This is a genomic window from Roseobacter cerasinus (genome assembly GCF_009811755.1).
GTDB classification, from domain to species: Bacteria; Pseudomonadota; Alphaproteobacteria; order Rhodobacterales; family Rhodobacteraceae; genus Roseobacter; species Roseobacter cerasinus.
The window spans coordinates 1-18,725 of the sequence record NZ_BLIV01000009.1; the positions used below are offsets into that span (position 1 = coordinate 1).

Below are 18,725 nucleotides of genomic sequence, written 5' to 3' on the forward strand. Positions count from 1 at the left end.
CCAGCCTGGTGCTCTTTCAGAATGCCAATGATCTGTTCTTCGCTGAAACGGCTTCTCTTCATCGTCTGTCTCCTCAGTTGGAGAACAGGCTAACCAAAATTCGAGGACATTTCAGGGGAGCAGGTCAGGGTTGTGGAAAGACACACTTCGTAACGAAGCTTCTGGAAGATGATTCATTCACAGATCGCAAACCGATTTACCTTTCGGTCTTTGGAATTGCTGACATCCAATCTTTTGAAACTAGTCTCTTTTAGGTGGGGCCTATGCGTCCCAACCAACCTATTCATACCAGACTGGTCCAGATGGCAAACGCTATGCCATTGGCGGTCAGGTTCAGATTGACGTCTCGCCCGTTGCGGACGATCCAGAAGCCACGATTGCGAAGATGATGATTTTGAAAGCTGCCGCGCTTGCTCCGGCAGAACCGTCATCAGCGGATCGCAAGGTCGCATCCATGGCAGACTCTATACGTGCGCAAGCCCAAGCCGAGCTGGCGTCAGTCAAAGCAGTAGAGCGACGTGGAGAAAGCGTCGATGTTCGGATTTAAGGCTTTTTCAAACGCCAAGGTTCTCCGAAAAACCAATAAAGCCGATCACGTGATGAGAAAATCGTCAATTGATTCCCCGGCGTCAAGCTGATCTCGGCATGCCGGTCGGCCGTCGATAGCCGTTTCACTTCGCAAAATGAGCGTCGCGAACGCCCCAAGGCAACCTGGTCCTGCGGATCGTTCCAAAGTTTGCGAAACCTGGTTTGACTTACGAGTCAGGCGACTTTTGAAGCTTCAGGATTTTCAAGACCAACGGCTTTGAAAGTTTGCGTTTGTATTGGTGCGGTGGCTTCATTGACTGCACGCAGGGTGTTTGCGTGATCCTTGTTCTTACCACTGTTTTTGCGCATCAAGGCAAAAACAGTATGGCCCGATGCGGATCCAATATACCTGACTGCGCAGCAGCAAATCCATTGCACGGTTGCCAGCTCGCACCCAGCGCATTGCAATTCGCCTTGGCAGGACCGCAGGCAAAGCTATACATAGAAGAAACGACCGAATAGGCGGGCCAATGGCCGAAACGGCTGATGCCGCAGAGAGAAATTTCAATGTTGTGGTGGTCGCGCAGCGTGGGCGATTGACCTATGAAGCGTTGCTATTCGCTGCCTCTCTGCGCGAGATGAGCCCGGACTTCAAAGGTCAACTTCTGATAGCGGAACCGCAGCCCGGCGCCCTTTGGCCAAAAGATCCCCGTATCTCAGATCAGGGTGCACGGGAGATGCTGGTCACCTTGGACGCCGAGATTGTTCCGTTCCACAGCCGCCACTTTGGCGCCGACTACCCTCATGGCAACAAGATAGAGCTGCTGCGCGCGCTGCCTGAGGGGGAGCCCTTTGTGTTCTTCGACACCGATACGCTGATCACCGGCGATCTGTGCGCCGTCCCCTTCGATTTTGACAGGCCCTCAGCGTCCCTGCGCCGCGAAGGCACCTGGCCCAAGCCCGAAACCTATGGTCCGGGGTACGCGGGGCTCTGGAAATCGCTCTACACCAAGTTTGGCCTCGATTTTGACAGCTCGCTCGACTTGACCCAGCCAGAGAGCTACTGGAAACGCTACCTCTATTTCAATGCCGGGTTCTTCTACTATCGCTGCCCACGCGCCTTCGGGGCGCTCTTCGAAGACTATGCCACCGCAATCCGTGATGACCCTCCGATGGCGCTTTGTGCGCAGGAGCTGCACCCCTGGCTCGACCAAATCGCGCTGCCGCTGGTGATCCACGCCTTGGGCGGCGGGCGCGATACGCTGCCGCCCGGGCTGCTCGACGGCCGGGTCAGCTGTCACTACCGCCTCTTGCCGCTGCTCTACGCCCGCGAGAGCGACCATGTGATCGAGGTGCTGGAACGGGTGGCCACGCCCAACAAGCTGAAGAAACTGCTCAAGGCTCATGAGCCGATCAAACGTATGGTCTATCAGGGGCGCGGCGCCAAGGTGCGCGCGCTCTTTGATCAAGCGCATCTGCCCACGCGCGAACAGATGATCCGCAACCGGATCAAGGCCAACGGCTTCTGGATGCGGTAAGGCCCCTGCCCTTGTCTGCCCGCCGGGCATGGCCTAACGATACGGGCAACAGGTTCACCAGGAGGATCCCCCCATGACAGACGGCCCCGACTACGGGTTTGACACGCTGCAAATCCACGCAGGCGCCCGGCCAGACCCGGCCACAGGTGCCCGGCAGACACCGATCTACCAGACCACGGCCTATGTGTTCCGCGATGCCGATCACGCCGCCGCGCTCTTCAACCTGCAGGAAGTCGGCTTCATCTATTCGCGGCTGACCAACCCGACCGTGGCGGTGCTGCAAGAACGCATCGCCATGCTGGAGGGCGGTGTGGGAGCGGCCTGCTGCTCCTCCGGGCACGCGGCGCAGATCATGGCGCTCTTCCCGCTGATGGGGCCGGGCAAGAACATCGTCGCCTCCACCCGCCTTTACGGCGGCACCGTCACGCAGTTCAGCCACACCATCAAGCGCTTCGGCTGGGAGTGCACCTTTGTCGATTTCGACGATCTAGATGCGGTGAAGGCCGCGATTGACGACAACACCCGCGCGGTCTTCTGCGAGGCGATTGCAAACCCCGGCGGCTATATCACTGACCTCGATGCCATCTCGAAGATCTCGGACGCTGCGGGCATCCCGCTGATCGTCGACAACACCTCAGCCACGCCGTACCTCTGCCGCCCCATCGAGCATGGTGCCACGCTGGTGGTGCACTCAACCACCAAATACCTGACCGGCAACGGCACCGTCACCGGCGGCTGCGTGGTGGATTCGGGCAAGTTCGACTGGTCGGCCAATGACAAGTTCCCCTCGCTGAGTGAGCCCGAACCTGCCTATCACGGGCTGAAGTTCCACGAGACATTTGGCCCACTGGCCTTCACCTTCCACTCCATCGCAGTCGGTCTACGCGATTTGGGTATGACGATGAACCCGCAGGCGGCGCATTACACGCTGATGGGTACGGAAACGCTGTCGCTGCGGATGGACCGGCATGTGGAGAATGCCGAGACCGTCGCGGGCTGGCTGGAGAAAGACCCGCGTGTCGACTACGTGACCTATGCGGGCCTGAAGTCCTCCCCCTATCATGACCGGGTGAAAAAGATCTGCCCGCGCGGCGCTGGTGGCCTCTTCACCTTTGCGATCAAAGGCGGCTATGAGGCTTGCGTGAAATTCGTGAATGCGCTGGAGATCTTCAGCCATGTGGCCAACCTCGGCGATACGCGCAGCCTGGTGATCCACTCCGCATCGACAACCCACCGCCAACTCACAGCGGAGCAGCAGGAGGCCGCCGGAGCCGGACCATCCGTGGTGCGCATTTCCATCGGGACGGAAAATGCCGACGATCTGATCGCCGATCTGGATCAGGCGCTGGCCAAAGCGGCAAGCTGATCGCGGGACCGGCAGACCGGGCAGGTCTGCTGAGATAACAAAGAGGCGCCCAAACGAGGCGCCTCTTTTCATTGGCCCGCTGGCACGGTGCTTAAAGCGTCATGCAAAAAACCTGAATCACATATCGCTGCCTGAAATCAAAGATTTCAACGCGATATGTGATGTTTGATATCTCAGGTATTTCGTCGGCCGCTCTAGTCGGCGATGTCGAACACCATGTTGACCTGAGCCGAGATCGACAGCTCACCTTGCGCAATCGGCACGTCCGCCGCTGCACGGGACAACGCCATTTCCATCATCTGCGGGCGGGCAACGCCGTCATGTTCGCTGATGGAGCGAATGTCCCCCAGCGCGACACCTGCCGCCTCCGCCAGCTGCCGCGCGCGGTCCATCGCATCAGCAACCGCCGCTGCCCGCGCCGCATCCTGTGCCGGTTTCGGATCCTGCAGCCCGAACGACAACCCGTTGAACCTGTTGGCCCCATCCGAGATCACCAGATCCAACACCCGCCCCAGACCATCCAGATCCCGCACCCGAACGGTCAGCATATTGGTGGCGGTGAAGCCGGTGATGCGGCGGCTGTCCGAATTGTAGTCTGACCAGACCGGTTGCAGCGACAGTTGGTCGGTCTGCACGTCCAGTGGGGAGATCCCGGCCTGCTCCAGCCGGTCCAACACGGCCGCCACCGCGCCCGAGGTCGCGGTCATGGCATCCGCCGCCCGCTCTGCCTGCTCGGTCACCCCGAGGCTCAGCGTCGCCATATCGGGCACCATCTCAACAGTGCCAACACCGGTGACCGTTATGATCTCGTCCTCATCGGCCCAGGCTGCACCGGCAGCCAGCCCCACGATCAGCAGGGCTCTCAAAACATATCTCATAGCGCTTCTCCTCGTTACATCTGCATGTCACCTGACTGCCCGTTCAGCAGCAAGTGGTTAACCACGCCTTTACTTTTCCTCGGCAAAGACCTGCTGTATGCTTAACGCATCCATTAACCAACTGTGCAAGGTCGGCTGTGACTGGTAAACCCACGACATGAAACCAAACTTCGCGCTGTCTCTGTCCTTTGAGAGCATCTGCCTGCTGCACCGCGTGCCTGCTGGCTGGTGCAAGGTTGGCGAGGTTTCGCCGGAAGACCCGGATCTGGTCGACCGTCTGGCGGTCTTGCGCAGGACAGGCTGCGCTCTGGCACCCGAGGGGCTGCGTTGCAAACTGGTGATCCCGAACCCGCAGATCCGCTATCTCCGCATCGACACGCCTGGCCTGACGCCAGCCGAGGCGCGTGATGCGGCACGTGACGCGCTGTCGGGGGCGACGCCCTATCCGGTGGATGATCTGGCCTTCGACATCAGCCAGCAGGGTGACGTGACGCAGGTGGCCGCGGTCGCCCTTGAGACCTTGCAGGAGGCGGAGGCCTTCGCGACCCAACATGCGTTCCACGCGGTGAGTTTCGTGGCCAGACCCGATCAGGACAACTACGTGGGCGAGCCCTACTTTGGCCCGACGCACGCGGCACGGTCCCTGCTGGACGCCGGTCAAACAGTGGAGCCCGATGCGGATGCCATCGTCATCGTTGAGGCAGGTTCACGACCCCAGATGGCAGAGGAGCAACCTGCCCCGCAACCGGTCGAAGCCCCTGCTCCAACCTTCCGATCCACCCGCGCTGTCGACCCCCAGATCCCACCGCGCACTGCGCGCGGCGACGTCCCGCCCATCATTGGCGTGGCCGACCCAAGCCTGCCGCCGCGCGACGTGGCCCCTGGACCGGCGTTCGCAAGCCGCCGCGCGGACCCTCCGGCACCACCACGGGTCTACAAAACGCCGCCCGCTCCTGCGTGGAGCGGCTTTGCCGAACAAGCGGAACCTTTTGTCCACAAACCCAAGCCCCCGCGTCCAGAACGCGCGGGCCTCTCTGCGCCGTCCCCCAAGACCCCCAAGGTCAACACCGAAACCGAGCGAATGACCGTTTTTGGCGCGCGCGGCCCAGACGGGGATCAGCCGCGAGGGTTCCGTCTGCCGCTGGGGCTAACAGCTGTGCTTGTCCTCATTCTGGCCGGGCTTGGCGCTGCGTCTTTCGACACGCTGAGCGAAACCTTCGCCAAATGGACAGGTCAAGACGACCCCTCTGAGAAAGAGATCGTGGCCGTCGAAGTCGCCCCTCCGGTCACTCAGACAGATGACGTTGAATTGGAGCGCGCGCCCACAGCACCGCAGCCCGCGCTCAGCGATGAAGATACCGCTGTGCTGGATGCGCTGCGCGAGATCCAGACAGCGGATGGGGCTGCCGAGACCGAGGCCGATCAACGCACCTCATACGCGGCCACCGGCATCTGGCCGCAGGCCCCGGCGGTGCCGTCACCGCCGCCGCTTGTGGATATAGAGGATCTCTACGTCACCAGCATCGACCCGATTGAGCCTGCCTTCGATGCCGTCGCACTGCCGGATGTGGCAACGCTCACACCAGACACTGTTTTTGATGCGCCAAGCTCACCAGCCGCCGCCGGAACCAGCTTTGCGCTGGATCCGCGCGGCCTTGTGATCGCCAGCGCCGCAGGCACGATCAGCCCCGATGGCATCCCGATTTTCGCAGGTCCCCCGCCAGCGCGCCCTGCGTCCATCCCACAGCGCAGTGCAACCACCACAACCGCCATAAATCCGATCGAAACGGAGTTCGCCGACGTCAGGCCCCGCCCCCGCCCCGCAGACCTGATTGAAACGGCAGAACGTGCTGCATTGGACGGGCTGACTCGGGATGAGCTTGCGGAGTTCCGCCCCCCCATTCGGCCCCAGATCGCCACTGCAGCTGCGCCGGCTCGAACAGCCAGCCTGGTCCCCTTGGACGACGCGCCGACACAGCGCATCCAAGCCAGCAACCCGGGCCTGGCCCTGGCCGCCTCCCTTCGACCCGATGCGCGCCCCAGCAACTTCGGCCAGATCGTGGCGCGTGCGCAACGGACCGCAGCCTCGGCAGCGGCCATTGGTACCGCCAGCATCGCGCCAGTACCGCCCCCCCGCGCAGTTGCCCCAAGCATACCTTCCAGCGCATCGGTGGCGCGCGAAGCAACACTTCGCAACGCCATCAACCTGCGGAATGTGAACCTCATCGGGGTCTATGGAACACCCTCTTCGCGCCGCGCTCTCGTGCGCCTGTCCAACGGGCGCTACAAGAAAGTGCAAGTGGGCGACCGGATCGATGGCGGGCGTGTCTCAGCCATCGGCGAGGGCGAACTGCGGTACCAAAAACGCGGTCGCAACATCGTCCTGAAAATGCCCCGCAGCTGAACCCAGTCTGTGTTTCGTCCTACGCAGGCCTGACGACAACACTCACCCCGGACACGCGGGCGGTCTGTCTCTGACAGCGCTCAAAGCAAAATCAAAGATCCATCCCAAAACGGACAGGTGCAACAGACCCGTCCCGAAACTTGGCAGAGGCCCCGCCACCACCAACAGGTGGGGTGGGCTTTCAGGCCACCCCTACTCCGCCGCCAGCTCTCCGCTGTTGATCTGCTCCTGCTCGATGCTCTCGAACAGCGCCTTGAAGTTGCCCTCGCCAAAACCATCATCTCCCTTGCGCTGAATGAACTCAAAGAAGATCGGCCCGATCACGGTCTTGGAGAAAATCTGCAGCAGGATCTTGGTCTCGCCACCATCCACAACACCCTCGCCGTCAATCAGGATACCGTGCTTTTTCATCCGGTCGATCGGCTCCTCATGCCCCTCCACCCGGTTGCGGCTCAGCGCATAATAGGCCTCCGGCGGGCCAGGCATGAAGGTCAAACCCCGGGCCGCGATCTCATCCGTGCTGTCGTAGATATTCCGCGCGCCCACCGCGATATGCTGAATGCCCTCGCCGTTGTATTTCTTGAGATAAGACACGATCTGCCCCGTCTCCCCCCGATCCTCATTGATCGGAATACGGATACGCCCGCAAGGCGACGTGAGCGCCCGACTCAAGAGACCGCTGTACTTCCCCTCAATGTCAAAAAAACGGATCTCGCGAAAATTGAACAGATCACCATAAAAGCGAAACCACGTGTCCATGTTCCCGCGGTGCACATTGTGCGTCAGATGATCAAGGTAGTAGAAGCCCACACCCGCAGGCTTGGACTGCGCGATCCAGTCATATTCCTCATTGTACGGGCTGGTGTCGTAGTATTGATCCACGAAGTAGAGCAGCGAACCACCAATCCCCATGATCGCGGGCACGTCCAGCACCTTGCCCGTCCCGTTATAGGGCTCAGCCCCCTGCGCCACCGCGTGATCAAAGGCTTTCTGCGCATCCACAACCCGCCACCCCATCGACGGCGCGCACGGCCCATGCGTCTCGACAAACCGCGCACCAAAGCTGCCCCCCTCGGCATTCAGAACATAGGTGATGTCACCCTGCTGCCACAGCTCGATCTGTTTGGTCTTGTGATTGGCGACATGCGCATAGCCCATCCGGGCAAAGAGATCGCGCAGCTCTTGTGGGTCGGGATGTGCAAACTCCACAAATTCAAACCCATCCGTCCCTGCCGGGTTTTCAGGCGTGATCTGCGATTTCGGTGCGTCATGCGGAAACGGACCCATTTTGGCCTCCAATCTTGAGAAATGGCGCCTGGACAAGCGGCGTCTTGCTCAAAATATGACAGACCACACGTTAAGTCCGCGCAAACCTTCAGCGATCTATGGTCATTCACGCGGGTATTCCGCAGGATATGGGCAATTCACCGAAAAAGGATGCACCGTGCTGGATGAAACAGACACCCGTCTGCTGCAAGCCCTGCAGCGCGACGCCCATCTGACCGCGCAGCAGCTTGGTGATCTGCTCCACCTCTCTCCCAGCCAGGCCGGGCGCCGCCGTCAGCGGCTGGAGGGCGCGGGCTACATCCGCGCCTACACGGCCCGGCTCGACCCGGAACGGCTTGGGCTGCATGTGCAGGGCTTTGTCCAAGTGCATCTGGGCACCCATGGGCCGGAGCATTCCAAAGGCTTTGCCCGGCTTGTGAACACCCGGCCCGAAATCATCAGCGCATGGACAATGACGGGTGATGCAGATTATTTGTTGCGCGTGTACTGCGCCGACCTACCTGCGCTGAACACATTGATCCATGACGTCCTGTTGCCGCATCCGGCGGTGGCGCGCGTGCACAGCCAGATCGTCATGGACCAGCTGAAATCCGACGGGCCGCTGCCCACATGACCTCAACGAGGAGACCCCCTGCGCATGGATAGCTTCCTGTTCCAGGCTTCAATCTATCTGGCCGCAGCGGTGATTGCCGTGCCCTTTGCCTCGCGTCTTGGGCTGGGCTCGGTGCTGGGCTACCTCGCGGCGGGTATCATCATCGGGCCACTTCTGGGGCTGGTAGGGTCAGAGACGGAGGATCTGCAGCACTTCGCCGAGTTCGGCGTGGTGATGATGCTGTTCCTGATCGGGTTGGAGCTGGAGCCCCGCGCGCTGTGGGACATGCGCCACCGCCTCATTGGGCTGGGAGGGCTGCAGATTTTGGTCAGCGCGCTGGCGCTGATGGGCATCGCCATGGCCTACAACCAACCTTGGGGCGTGGCGCTGGCGATCGGTCTGGCGTTGTCGCTCAGCTCCACCGCCATCGTGCTGCAAACCCTGTCGGAAAAAGGGCTGATGCAGACCAGTGGCGGGCGCTCGGTCTTCTCCGTGCTGCTGACGCAGGACATTGCCGTCATCCCGATCCTAGCCTTCCTGCCCCTTCTGGCCGCCACCGTGCCCGCGCAAATCGCTGTAGACGGCTCCATCCAGCGCGCCGGGGACGCTGCCCACGACGAGGCGCATCATTCTCTGTCTTTGGTTGAGGGCCTGCCCGGCTGGGGTGTCACGCTGGTGACCATCGCGGCCATCGCGGCTGTGATCTTTGCGGGCATTTTCCTGACGCGCCCACTCTTTCGCTACATCCACTCGGCCCGGCTGCGCGAGATGTACACAGCCCTTGCGCTGCTGATTGTCGTGGGCATCTCCTTCCTGATGACGCTTGTGGGCCTCTCACCGGCCCTCGGCGCCTTCCTTGCGGGCGTCGTGCTCGCCAGCTCCGAATTCCGGCATGAGTTGGAGACCGACCTTGAGCCTTTCAAAGGCCTGCTGCTGGGGCTCTTCTTCATCACCGTGGGCGCGGGCATCAACTTTACCCTGCTCTTTAACAACACACTCAACATCGTTGGCATGGCGCTGCTGGTCATCCTGATCAAAGGGGCCATCCTCTTCGTGCTGGGGCGCGCCTTTAAGCTGAAGGGCAAGGACCACTGGCTCTTCACGCTGGCACTGGCGCAGGCGGGGGAGTTCGGCTTTGTGCTCGTGTCCTTCTCGGTGGTGCAGGGTGTGATCCCACGCGGGATTGCCGAAACCCTGCTGTTGGTCATCTCCATCTCGATGCTGATCACACCACTCCTGTTCATCATCTACGATTTCCTGTCGAAACGCGCACCTGAGACGGCGGAGCAGCACGAGGAAGACGAGATTGACATCGAAGGGCCCGTGATCATCGCGGGCATCGGACGCTTTGGCCAGATCGTGAACCGGCTGGTGCAGGCCAACGGGTTCAACACAGTGGTGCTGGACCATGATATGGAAACCATCGCGGTCATGCGGCGCTTTGGGTTCAAGGGGTTCCTGGGAGACCCCACTCGGCCTGACATCCTGCGCGCGGCGGGGCTGCAGGACGCGCGTGTTCTTGTGGTGGCGCTGGATGATCCGGAAGCGGCGATCAAGCTGGTGGGCTATGCGCGCAAGCTGCGGCCCGATCTGCACATCGTGGCAAGGGCGCGAGACCGGACGCATGTCTACCGTCTCTATCAGGCAGGCGCAGATGACATCGTGCGCGAGCTTTTCGACAGCTCCTTGCGCGCCGGGCGCTACGTGCTCGAAAACATCGGGCTCAGCGAGTTCGAAGCGGCGGAGGCGGAGCGGATCTTCTACCACCACGACCGCTATTCGGTGCAGGAGCTGGCCAAGCTCTGGGACCCTGAGGTGCCTGCCAGCCAGAACCCGGCCTATCTCGCCCGCGCCAAGGAGCTGCAGAAAGAGCTAGAGACAGCCATCCTCAGCCGCGATGCAGAGGAAAAGCGCGCTTAGGCGTCGGACACCCCCGCCTCGGCAAAGGTCGCCATACCGCTGAGGCAGGCCACCGCGCCTTTCAGCACCCCGAGAGACAGCGCGGCCCCCGAGCCTTCACCAAGACGCAAATCCAGAGCCATCAGAGGCGTCTTGCCAAGCGCGTCGAGCAGACGACCATGCGCGCTTTCAGCGCTCAGATGGCTGGCGGTGCAGTGATCAAGCGCGCCCGCCCGCGTCTTCTCCAAAGTCAGCGCCGCCGCCGTGCAGATAAAGCCATCGAGCAGCACCGGGATGCGCAAATGACGCGCCCGCATGATCGCCCCGGCCATACCCGCCAGCTCGCGCCCGCCCAGACGGCGCAGCATCTCAAGCCCGTCGCCGTGGCCGGCGTGCAGGGTCACGCCCTCATTGACAACGCGCGTCTTGATCTCAAGCCCGGCGTCATCAACGCCCGTCCCCCGGCCCGCCCAGTCTCCGGCGGCGCCGCCCAGGAGAGCCATCGCCAATGCGGCGGCGGAGGTGGTGTTGCCGATGCCCATCTCACCCACGACCAGCACGTCGGCCTCTGCGTCGACCGCGGACCAGCCGACCGACAGCGCCTCGATTACCTCTACCTCGCTCATCGCCGCATCTTGCGTGAAATCAGCGGTTGGCACCTCCAGCGACAGCGCATGCACGTCGAGCTTGGCCCCAAAGGTCTTCGCCAGTTGGTTGATCGCAGCTCCACCATGCTGGAAATTCGCGACCATCTGAGCCGTCACTTCCGCTGGAAAGGCCGAGACACCCTGCGCCGCGACCCCGTGGTTTCCTGCAAAGACAATGATCTGCGGGCGCTCGACCGTCGGACGCTCCACCCCGCGCCAGCCTGCGTACCAAATGGCAATATCTTCTAGCCGTCCGAGCGCGCCGGGGGGCTTCGTCAGTTGCCCGTTCCGCGCCGCCGCCGCCGCCACAGCTGTCTCATGAACGCTGGGCTGCTCCGCCAGAAGCGTCCGGACCGCGTCCATGTCGGAAAAAGCCGCTGTCATTGATATCCCCCACTTCTTATGCTCTCCCGCATCTGATGGCCCAACGCACGGCCTGCCACAAGTCAGGAACAGCCGATCTCGCGATGAAAACCGACAGTTTCCCGCCCTGGTTCACCGACATCCTGCTGGCGGCCGCCTTGCTGAGCAGGTTGCCACTGCCGCATCTGCCCGAGAGCGCCTTTGCCCGGGGAGGGCAGGCCAGCTGGGCCTATCCGATTGTTGGCGCGGGGCTGGGCGGGCTGGCCGCCTGCGCAGGAGCCGTGGCGCTGGCCCTCGGGCTGCCAGCGGTTTTTGCGGCAGGCCTGCTGCTGGCCACGCTGATGATGCTCACCGGGGCCATGCATGAAGATGGGCTTGGCGACACGGCAGACGGGCTTTGGGGTGGGTTCACACTGGAACGGCGGCTGGAGATCATGCGCGACAGCCACATCGGCACCTATGGTATCCTCGCGCTGATCCTGATCACCGGCCTGCGCTGGAGCGCCTACGTTGCGCTGCTGCCACTGGGTGTCCTGCCCGTCATGGCCGCCGCTACGCTGTCGCGCGTGGGCATGCCCTTTCTGATGGCTACCCTGCCTCATGCACGACAGGACGGACTTTCAAAAAGCGTGGGCCAACCGGATGTACCGACGGCAGTGCTTGGCCTGGGCCTCGCGCTTCTCATCGGCGGGCTCTGTGTGGGCGCGGCCGCCATCGGCGGGCTGCTGGCTGTGCTCCTCGCCACCGCGCTGATCGGCCTGCTGGCGCGGCGCAAGATTGGCGGACAGACCGGGGACATACTGGGCGCCTGCCAACAGATCGGCGAGGTCTGTGCCCTTGCGGCCCTTGTCATCCTGCTGACATAAGAAAACCGCGCCTGATCAGGCGCGGCTGTTTTTTCCTTCAACGGAAAATGCGTCAGGCCGCGACGCGGCTTTCCAGCACGTCACCCACCTGCTTGGCTGCCGCCAATTCATCGCCACCGCCCACGGCGGCCACTTCGCGGGTCAGACGTTCAAGCGCCGCTTCATAAAGCTGCCGCTCCGAATAGCTCTGCTCGCGCTGATCATCGGTGCGGTGCAGGTCGCGCACCACTTCGGCAATGGCAATCAGATCACCCGAGTTGATCTTCTGCTCATATTCCTGCGCGCGGCGTGACCACATCGCCCGCTTGACCTTGGCCTTGCCTTTCAACGTCTTCATGGCATGGCTGATCACATCGGGCGAGCTCAGCGCCCGCATGCCGATTTCCGTTGCCTTATGCGTCGGCACCCGCAGCGTCATCTTGTCCTTCTCGAAAGAGATCACGAAGAGCTCCAGCGAGATCCCGGCGACCTCCTGCTCTTCGATTGAGAGGATCTGACCTACGCCGTGGGCCGGGTAGACGACAAACTCATTGGGTCGGAAATCAAGTTTCTTCGATTTGGTCATTCAGCATTCCTTACACCTGGAACCCACATCATGGTACGCGACAGTCAAAATCACTCCTAGCGTGGGCCAACATGGGCCGCGCACCCGAGTGTGACTGGTTCGATTTTATCTGCAGACGGCCTGAGGCGCGTTCAGCAATAGGCGGTTCCATTCCTACTTTGCGGTAGCAACATAACACAAAAATGCTCCTTAAAAAAGCGGCCCCTGCGTCATCTTGTAAAAAATCTCTTAATTGTGGCCACTTAGCGTGACCGTACGGTGCTCAGGCGCACCGAATCGAGGGTATTTTGCCCTCAGCCACCCTCCCCGGGGGCTTCAGAGAAGTATTTTTCGAGCTTGCCAGTCTCACCATCGCGCTCTTCCGCATCGGGAAGCGGGTCTTTCTTGGTGATGATCACCGGCCACATCTCGGAGTATTTGCGATTGAACTCGACCCATTTCTCCATGTCCGGTTCGGTATCTGGGCGGATCGCATCTGCGGGACACTCGGGCTCGCAGACGCCGCAGTCGATGCATTCATCGGGGTGAATGACCAGCATATTCTCGCCCTCGTAGAAGCAATCCACCGGGCAGACCTCGACGCAGTCGGTGTACTTGCAGGCAATGCAGCTGTCGTTCACGATATAGGTCATCGGACCCTCTTTACCCCAATCTCACTGGGTTAGCTAAATGAGCCAACCCGATCATTCAAGGGAGCGGGCCTTAGAAAGATCAAGGATACGACGATCCTTCTTTGTGGGGCGACCTTTTCCCTCAAACGCAGGGTTTTCGGGAGCAGTTTTTCGCGATTTTGGGTCCGGTGGGGACAAATCGGTGTAGAGGGTTTGCGCCTCGGGTGCCGGGCCGCGCCGCGTTCCGATGGCATCGACGCGGATCACCCGGATTTGATCACCCTGCGCGAAAGCCAGCACGTCCTCCGGGCCAACCATCTGGCTGCGCTTTTCAGTGCGCGTGCCGTTGACCCGCACGTCCCCCGCCGCGACCCGCGTGGCCGCCAGCGAGCGCGTCTTGAAGAACCGCGCATGCCAGAGCCATTTGTCGAGACGGAGTTTCTCAGCCAATCACTTGGTGTCCTTCAACCCCATGAGCGCGGCAGCAAAGGGGTTGTCCGGATCGATCTTCTTCTCGGACTTCGGCGGTCGGGCGGAGAATTTCTGTGCGCCCTTGTCCTTGTCGCCGCGCGGGCCACCCCGTTTGCCTTTGCCGCCCGGCTTGCCTTTGCCTTTCGGGCGGTCTCCACCCTGTTTGCGACCGCTGCCACCCGCAGAGCGCGGTGGACGCCCCCAGGTGAACGTATAAAAGACCTCAAGCTCGGGGCCTGCGTCCTCAGCGTCTGGCGCGGTACCAATCGCGGTCTCCTCTGCCGGTGTCGCAGGCACGCCACCGTCGGTTTCCGGAGCAACCACCGCTTGCTCGGCGGCTGCGGTTGCCTGATCCATGACGGGTGCATCTTCCGCGGGCGCGGGCGCCTCTTTGACCACAGCGTCCACGGGTTTGACCTTCTCGCGTTCGCCCTTCTCGGCCTTGTACCCCAACCCTTGCATCAAATCGGCAAATTGCTCCAGCGTCATGCCGGTGATCGACAGCATATCCGCAGTGGCTTCAAATCCCGCACGCGAATTCTCCCCGCGCAACATATCTGCCAGACGTTCCAGCATATCGATGCGGATGGCCCGTTCGCCCGCCGTGCGGTAGCCCGACATGGTATCGGCCCCTGCGGGGGCTGCGGCATCCGCAGGAATGGTCACCAAACCGGGTGGCGGCGATTCGGGGAAATCGCTCAGCCCTTTCGAGAGCGACCACAGCACAAGGCGCAGCCGCGTCGGCGCGGGTTTCAGCAGCAGCGGCATGAAGATGGTGAACTGGCCAAAGCGGATACCGTGCTTGCGCAGGGCGCCCCGCGCGTCTTGATCCAGCGCTTTGACGTCTTCCGCCACGGCGGATCTGGGCAGAACACCCAGCGCCTCGACCATCTGGAAGGCAAAGCCACGGGCGAGCCCCGTCAGCGTCTCGTCGCGGCTGAGCGTCAGCAGTGGCTCGAACAAGGCTGCCACCTTGCGGTCAATGAAATGCTGCAACCGGCGCTGCACTTTCTGCGCCACCTCCGGCCCCGCCACATCATCGACAAAGACCTCGACCTGCGGCTTCAGCGCCTCAGGCCCCGCCACCAGTTTGCCGACAGCGTCCTTGCCCCACATCAGACCACCCTGCTCGGTGAAGTCGATCTCGGTGTCCGGCGCATTGTAGAATCGATCCGCCCGCAGGTGGAAATGCGGCGCAAGAGCCTGCAGCGCCGCCGTCTTGATCGTCTTCGCCTCCGCACCGCTGGCGCTTTTGTCCTGTGAGAAGCGAAACCCGTCAAGCCGCCCCACAAATTCCCCTTCGACGGTCACTTCGCCGGTATTCGATACATCTGCCACCATGGCTTCCTTCTGGCCGAGCCGGCGCAAAAGCACGGATGTGCGCCGGTCTACAAATCTCTGTGTCAAACGGTCGTGCAGCGCGTCTGACAATCGGTCTTCTACAGAACGCGTCTCGCCGCGCCAATGACTTTGATCACGCGTCCATCCCTTTCGCTGCGCGACATATGTCCATGTGCGGATAAACGCCAATCTCTTGGATAACGCATCAATGTCACCATCGGTTCGATCAATTCTTTTGATATGCCGCGCCAGCCAGTCATCGGGGATGGTGCCGCCCTGGTGCAAGTGATTGAAAATCGCCTCCAGCAGGCTGGCATGTTCCGCGTGGCTGATGCCGCGAAAATCAGGAATGCGGCACACGTCCCAAAGCAATCGGACAGAGGGACCATCGGTGCAGCGCGCCATAACCTCGGCGTCCTGCGACAGCGCCTTGAGCGCGCGCAGATCATCCGCCTCGCGCGCCTTGGCGAGCATCTCATGCTCCGGGCTGGCCTCAAGCCCGGTGATCAGCCGCTCAACTGAGCCAAATTGCAGCGCCGGGTTGCGCCAGTTCAGCTTTTTAAGGGGGGTGAAGCGGTGCGACATGATCGCCTCGGCGACGCCATCGTCCAAGGGGGAGGCTTCGCCGGTGACGCCAAAGGTGCCGTCTTTCATGCCTCTGCCTGCGCGCCCGGCAATCTGGGCCAACTCGTTGGGTGCAAGGGGGCGCATGCGCCGCCCGTCGAACTTGGCCAGCGCCGAGAAGGCGACGTGATCCACGTCGAGGTTCAGCCCCATGCCGATGGCATCCGTGGCGACCAGATAGTCCACATCGCCGTTTTGATACATATCGACCTGCGCGTTCCGCGTGCGCGGGCTGAGCGCGCCCATCACCACAGCCGCACCGCCCTTCTGGCGGCGGATCAGCTCCGCGATTGCATAGACATTCTCGACCGAAAACCCGACAATGGCGCTGCGCGGTTTCATCCGGCTGATCTTTTTCGCGCCTGCGTAGGTCAGCTGCGACATCCGCTCGCGCTGGACGAACTGTGCCTGCGGCACAAGCGCGCGGATCGGGCCGCGCATCGTGTCTGACCCAAGAAACAGCGTCTCATGCAGCCCCCGCGCCCGCATCAGCCGGTCGGTGAAGACATGCCCCCGCTCCGGGTCGGCACAAAGCTGGATCTCATCCACGGCCAGAAAATCGCAGCCCATGCCCTCCGGCATCGCCTCAACCGTGCAGACCCAGTATTGCGTGCGCGGCGGCACAATCCGCTCTTCCCCGGTGACCAGCGCCACGACGGAGGGGCCACGGGCGGCCACCACCCGGTCATAAACCTCGCGCGCAAGGAGCCGCAGCGGCAACCCGATCACACCCGTCCGGTGGCCCAGCATGCGCTCGATGGCATAGGTGGTCTTGCCTGTGTTGGTGGGGCCCAGAACGGCCACCACGCGCTTGTCACCTGTCACGGCGCCGTCCTTCGTGCTTTGGAATTAGAGCGTGCGGCCGATGCCGCTGCGCTTGAGATGCTCCTGGGCGGCTTTTGCGTTCTCGTGATGCGGGTGCAAGACCAGAACCCGCTCGAATGCCTGGCCAGCGCGCTCCAGATCGCCGAACTCCCGCAACATCACACCGAGGCCGAAGATGGCATTGTAATTGTTGGGGTTCAGCGCCAATGCACGCTCCAGATCATCGAGCGCGGGCCCGTAGAGCCCCGCCTGATAGTAGGCCGTCGCCCGCGCGTGCCAGCCTTCGGCGAACTCGGGCGCGTGATCGGTGAGTGCGGTCAGATGCTCAATCGCCGTGCCGGTGTCCTCCTCTTCCAAAGCGTCCCGCCCGCGTTTCAGCAGCAGGTTCATGGAGGGAGAGCCGGAATTGTCCCAGATCAGCGACAATTCACGGTCCAGCCGCCCGGCATCGGTTTCCGAGGCCGCGCTCAACTGTTGCAACAATGTCTCTTCCGACTGCTGCGCGACTGCGGGTGTCACAAAAATCACCGCTGCGACACATGCCGTAACGATATGTTTGAGGAAATAGGGTTTCATGGCCATAACAAATCTGAATGTAACAGGCAGCGTGGGCAATTCCAGACCCAGACTGCTCTAAACCGAAAAGGGCATGAAGATGAGCGATATTGTGAACGAGGCCGTGGCCGCATTGAACGAAAAACTGGCGGGGTCCGATTTTGGCGGCACCGCGAAATTCGACATCGCAGGCGAAGGCACCGTGATGATGGACAGCAGCGGCGCCCGGGCGGCGGACGAGGCGGCAGATGTCACGCTGTCAGCCGATGCAGACACTTTCCGCTCGATCCTGGAAGGTGAGACCAACCCCACCAGCGCCTTCATGACCGGCAAGCTCAGCGTCGATGGCGACATGGGAATGGCGATGCAGCTGGCCTCGGCGCTTGCCTGATGCCACTGACGTCTGCGCCCTTTCTTAGCGACATCGCGTTCGGAGCCCCCGGCGGTGTCGCATATTGGGCACAGACGTCTGATGCCAAGCGTATCCGCATCGGCGCATGGCAGAGGCCGGAGGCCAAAGGCACGGTTCTGATCTTCCCCGGGCGCACCGAATTCATCGAAAAATATGACATCTGTGCGGCACAACTGGCGCAACGCGGTTTGGCCAGCATGGCCATCGACTGGCGCGGGCAAGGTCTGGCCGATCGTATGCTCGACAACCCGCTGATCGGGCATGTGGACAGCTTCCCGGACTATCAAAAAGACGTCGACGCGCTGTTGCGTACGGCCCGGACGCTGGAAATGCCGCGCCCTTTTTTCCTGCTGGCGCATTCCATGGGCGGTGCCATCGGGTTGCGCGCCGCAATGGAGGGGCTGTCGGTACAGGCCACGGCCTTCAGCGGGCCCATGTGGGGGATCAAGCTTGCGCCACATCTGCGCCCCTTCGCCTGGGCGCTCAGCCATGTGATGCCGCTGATCGGCCGGGGCGCCGGCCTGCCGCCCGGCACCAAAATCGAACATCACGTGCTGACGGACGGGTTCGAGGGCAATCTGCTCACGCGAGACCCTGAGCAGTTCGACTTCATGCGCAAGCAATTGGAGACCCATCCAGAGTTGGCCCTGGGCGGCCCCAGCTTTGTCTGGCTGCGCGAGGCCCTGCGGGAGACACGGCACCTGGCCACACGCCCTTCGCCCAACCTGCCCTGCGTCACCTTCGTGGGCACCAATGAGCGCATCGTGGAAACCTCGGCCATCCAGACCCGCATGGCCAAGTGGAAAGACGGCACGCTGGAGCTGGTGGCCAACGGCGAACATGAGGTGCTGATGGAAAGCGAGGCCGTGGCCGGGCCGCTCTTTGACAAAGTGGCTGCCCTTTTTCTCAAGCGTGGTCACGGCTGATCTCTGGGCAAATCGGCTCAGACCTCT

The 18,725-nt window shown here is 62.0% G+C and carries 18 protein-coding genes and 1 pseudogene; 10 read left to right on the forward strand and 9 right to left on the reverse strand.

Going from position 1 to position 18,725, the window contains the following annotated elements; genetic code table 11:
* Positions 1–254, forward strand: a 254-nt coding sequence (locus So717_RS22435; protein ID WP_238841078.1) for a hypothetical protein, incomplete at its 5' end; no start/stop codon positions are given.
* Between the two features lie 56 nt (positions 255–310).
* Positions 311–547, forward strand: a pseudogene (locus So717_RS22695) (putative metalloprotease CJM1_0395 family protein); the annotation flags it as partial.
* Positions 548–762: 215 nt separating this feature from the next.
* Here the strand turns inward: So717_RS22695 and So717_RS22595 are convergent.
* The gene (locus So717_RS22595) at positions 763–897 is read right to left on the reverse strand and encodes a hypothetical protein (protein WP_275113686.1); all 135 of its coding nucleotides are present in this window, start codon (positions 895–897) and stop codon (positions 763–765) included.
* 161 nt (positions 898–1,058) lie between these two features.
* Between So717_RS22595 and So717_RS18850 the strand changes: the two genes are divergently transcribed.
* Positions 1,059–2,066 carry a GT-B fold glycosyltransferase domain-containing protein gene (locus tag So717_RS18850; RefSeq protein ID WP_159980227.1) on the forward strand — a complete coding sequence of 336 codons (1,008 nt, stop codon included), beginning with the start codon at positions 1,059–1,061 and terminating at the stop codon, positions 2,064–2,066.
* Positions 2,067–2,139: 73 nt separating this feature from the next.
* Positions 2,140–3,432 (forward strand): O-acetylhomoserine aminocarboxypropyltransferase/cysteine synthase family protein, encoded by a 1,293-nt coding sequence (locus So717_RS18855; RefSeq protein WP_159980228.1) that lies wholly within the window; start codon positions 2,140–2,142, stop codon positions 3,430–3,432.
* Positions 3,433–3,626: 194 nt separating this feature from the next.
* On the opposite strand, the gene So717_RS18860 is transcribed toward So717_RS18855, so the two are convergent.
* Positions 3,627–4,310, reverse strand: a complete 684-nt coding sequence (locus So717_RS18860; protein ID WP_159980230.1) for an SIMPL domain-containing protein — start codon at positions 4,308–4,310, stop codon at positions 3,627–3,629.
* 157 nt (positions 4,311–4,467) lie between these two features.
* On the opposite strand from So717_RS18860, the gene So717_RS18865 reads away from it, so the two are divergent.
* Complete coding sequence (locus tag So717_RS18865) at positions 4,468–6,714, forward strand: hypothetical protein (protein WP_159980232.1); 2,247 nt, start codon at positions 4,468–4,470, stop codon at positions 6,712–6,714.
* Positions 6,715–6,906: 192 nt separating this feature from the next.
* On the opposite strand, the gene hppD is transcribed toward So717_RS18865, so the two are convergent.
* A complete protein-coding gene (gene hppD / locus So717_RS18870; protein WP_159980234.1) occupies positions 6,907–8,001 on the reverse strand; it encodes a 4-hydroxyphenylpyruvate dioxygenase in 1,095 nt (364 codons plus the stop codon).
* Positions 8,002–8,158: 157 nt separating this feature from the next.
* On the opposite strand from hppD, the gene So717_RS18875 reads away from it, so the two are divergent.
* On the forward strand, positions 8,159–8,614 hold the full coding sequence (locus tag So717_RS18875; protein WP_159980236.1) for an Lrp/AsnC family transcriptional regulator: 456 nt from the start codon (positions 8,159–8,161) through the stop codon (positions 8,612–8,614).
* 24 nt (positions 8,615–8,638) lie between these two features.
* On the forward strand, positions 8,639–10,513 hold the full coding sequence (locus tag So717_RS18880) for a monovalent cation:proton antiporter-2 (CPA2) family protein (RefSeq protein ID WP_159980238.1): 1,875 nt from the start codon (positions 8,639–8,641) through the stop codon (positions 10,511–10,513).
* On the opposite strand, the gene cobT is transcribed toward So717_RS18880, so the two are convergent.
* Positions 10,510–11,523: a nicotinate-nucleotide--dimethylbenzimidazole phosphoribosyltransferase gene (cobT, locus tag So717_RS18885; protein WP_159980240.1), complete on the reverse strand. Its 1,014-nt coding sequence runs from the start codon at positions 11,521–11,523 to the stop codon at positions 10,510–10,512. The two genes, So717_RS18880 and cobT, sit on opposite strands and share 4 nt — an antisense overlap.
* Before the next feature lie 83 nt (positions 11,524–11,606).
* Here cobT and So717_RS18890 point away from each other — a divergent pair, with 83 nt between their 5' ends.
* Positions 11,607–12,368 (forward strand): adenosylcobinamide-GDP ribazoletransferase, encoded by a 762-nt coding sequence (locus So717_RS18890; RefSeq protein WP_159980446.1) that lies wholly within the window; start codon positions 11,607–11,609, stop codon positions 12,366–12,368.
* 52 nt (positions 12,369–12,420) lie between these two features.
* On the opposite strand, the gene So717_RS18895 is transcribed toward So717_RS18890, so the two are convergent.
* From So717_RS18895 to So717_RS18915, 5 genes are all read right to left on the reverse strand, one after another.
* Complete coding sequence (locus tag So717_RS18895) at positions 12,421–12,933, reverse strand: CarD family transcriptional regulator (RefSeq protein WP_159980242.1); 513 nt, start codon at positions 12,931–12,933, stop codon at positions 12,421–12,423.
* Between the two features lie 293 nt (positions 12,934–13,226).
* Entirely contained in the window at positions 13,227–13,565 is a 339-nt protein-coding gene (gene fdxA / locus So717_RS18900) for a ferredoxin FdxA (protein ID WP_114870860.1), read from the reverse strand.
* A gap of 51 nt (positions 13,566–13,616) precedes the next feature.
* On the reverse strand, positions 13,617–13,994 hold the full coding sequence (locus So717_RS18905; protein ID WP_159980244.1) for an RNA-binding S4 domain-containing protein: 378 nt from the start codon (positions 13,992–13,994) through the stop codon (positions 13,617–13,619).
* Complete coding sequence (locus So717_RS18910) at positions 13,995–16,805, reverse strand: helicase-related protein (protein WP_238841081.1); 2,811 nt, start codon at positions 16,803–16,805, stop codon at positions 13,995–13,997. It abuts the gene before it with no gap.
* 24 nt (positions 16,806–16,829) lie between these two features.
* The gene (locus So717_RS18915; protein WP_159980246.1) at positions 16,830–17,387 is read right to left on the reverse strand and encodes a tetratricopeptide repeat protein; all 558 of its coding nucleotides are present in this window, start codon (positions 17,385–17,387) and stop codon (positions 16,830–16,832) included.
* A 73-nt stretch (positions 17,388–17,460) separates the two neighbouring features.
* Here So717_RS18915 and So717_RS18920 point away from each other — a divergent pair, with 73 nt between their 5' ends.
* Both So717_RS18920 and So717_RS18925 read left to right on the forward strand, forming a co-directional pair.
* A complete protein-coding gene (locus tag So717_RS18920; RefSeq protein WP_159980248.1) occupies positions 17,461–17,751 on the forward strand; it encodes an SCP2 sterol-binding domain-containing protein in 291 nt (96 codons plus the stop codon).
* Positions 17,751–18,698 carry an alpha/beta fold hydrolase gene (locus So717_RS18925; RefSeq protein ID WP_159980250.1) on the forward strand — a complete coding sequence of 316 codons (948 nt, stop codon included), beginning with the start codon at positions 17,751–17,753 and terminating at the stop codon, positions 18,696–18,698. Before So717_RS18920 ends, So717_RS18925 begins: the two co-directional genes overlap by 1 nt.
* Positions 18,699–18,725: the final 27 nt, after the last annotated feature.